This is a genomic window from Tabrizicola sp., assembly GCF_051645465.1.
Lineage (GTDB): Bacteria > Pseudomonadota > Alphaproteobacteria > Rhodobacterales > Rhodobacteraceae > Tabrizicola.
Map to the genome: position 1 here is coordinate 1 of NZ_JBOFBI010000254.1, position 1,628 is coordinate 1,628.

Genomic DNA, 1,628 nt, shown 5'->3' on the forward strand with positions numbered 1-1,628 from the left:
TCTGTCCTCTTGGTTTTTGAAGAAGTTCGCGCGCGATCTGTTCTCCGGACTGAAAGTCGAAATCTCCGGGGTGAACATCGATTGAAAGTGCGATCCCGCTTGCAGAAATCGCTTCAGCTCTCTTGAGGAACCCATCTAGACGCTCACGTGCATTGATCGTGTTGTCCGGACCTGCAAGATAGGCGATCTGGCGATGGCCAAGTTCGACCAGATGATCGAGTGCTACAGCTGCACCTTGCTGCTGATTGACAGTGATTGCAGCATAGCCATCGGCAGGTCGGTCAATTGACAAGGCCCTTGTGGGGGCAGGCACATCAGCCGCTAACTTGCCAGTTGTTGGTACAAAGACTATGGCCACAGGTTTTTGCTCGAGCACCGCCACAAGTTGCCGCGCTTCCCTTGTCGGATCGTTGTGCGAGGAAGATAAGATAAGCGCGTAGCCCGCGTCGGCAGCTATTCTTTCTAGCTCATTTGCGAGTTGCGCGAAGTAAGGGTTGAGGATGTCTGGGATTAGCAAACCTATGACATTGATTCTGTTTGACCTTAGTGCGCGCGCGACCTGATTTGGTCGATAACCGAGTTCCTCGATGGCCGCCTTTACACGCAACAACGGACCGTGCTTAACGGCAGGGTTTCCCGCCAGCACTCTGGAAACCGTTCCTACCGACACACCGGCATGGGCCGCAACGTCTCGAATTTTTGCGCGTTTCTCAGTTTCCATTGCCTGACTGGATAAACCTACGTTCTGCTGTTTCACTTACTTCGCATGGTCGGACACAGGCCCGCAACCGCTAACCGCGCAGCAGCATCTGCACTTCCTTGCGCGTGGGCATGGAGGCGGCTGCGCCGGGACGCGTCACGCTGATCGAGGCCGTTGCGCAGCCGAAACGCACGGCTTCGACAGCGGACAATCCGTCTGCAAGGGCTGCTGCAAAGCCGCCGTTGAATGCGTCGCCCGCGCCCGTAGTTTCGATCACCGGTCCGGCCATGAACACGGGAACATGGACCGTTTCCGCGCAGCTCCTGTAAAGGACACCACGTTCGCCAAGCGTGATCACCGCCGCTCCTACTCCACGAGCCAGCAGCGCATCTGCCGCTTGGTGGGCGTCCTCAAGAGTCGATATTCGGATGCCGGTCAGGGCTTCAGCTTCGGTCTCATTGGGGGTCAGAAAGTCGCAGAGGCGCAGCATGTCGTCGGGCAGTGGCGCAGCCGGTGCCGGATTGAGGATCGTCTTCGCGTGACCGTTTCGGGCAATCTCGAGAAACCGGAATGCCGCTTCCAGAGGCTGCTCAAGTTGGGTTACGGCGACGGCAGCTCCGCGAATGAGGTCGGCCTGTGCTTCTACATCCGACGCAGAAATCCGCGCCGCTGCGCCAGGGGAGATAATGATGGCATTGTTGCCGCTGGTGTCATCGATAAAGATGAAGGCAGCTCCAGTGTAACTCTCGGCGTCTTCCGTGATGATCGGTGTAACGCCTGCCCGCGCCCATGTCGCGTGAGCGATCGATGCAAAAGCGTCCTTTCCAAGGCGTGACACAAAAGCGACCGAACTACCCAGCATGCCTGCTGCAACAGCTTGGTTTGACCCTTTCCCACCTGGTCCAAGCGTGAAGGACTTCCCGAGGAT

At 57.6% G+C, this 1,628-nt stretch carries 2 protein-coding genes; both read right to left on the reverse strand.

From position 1 onward, the window contains the following. On the reverse strand, positions 1-757 hold a 757-nt coding region (locus ACRCSW_RS16760), incomplete at its 3' end, for a LacI family DNA-binding transcriptional regulator (protein ID WP_438706793.1). A 34-nt stretch (positions 758-791) separates the two neighbouring features. After that, on the reverse strand, positions 792-1,628 hold an 837-nt coding region (locus ACRCSW_RS16765), incomplete at its 5' end, for a ribokinase (RefSeq protein WP_438706794.1).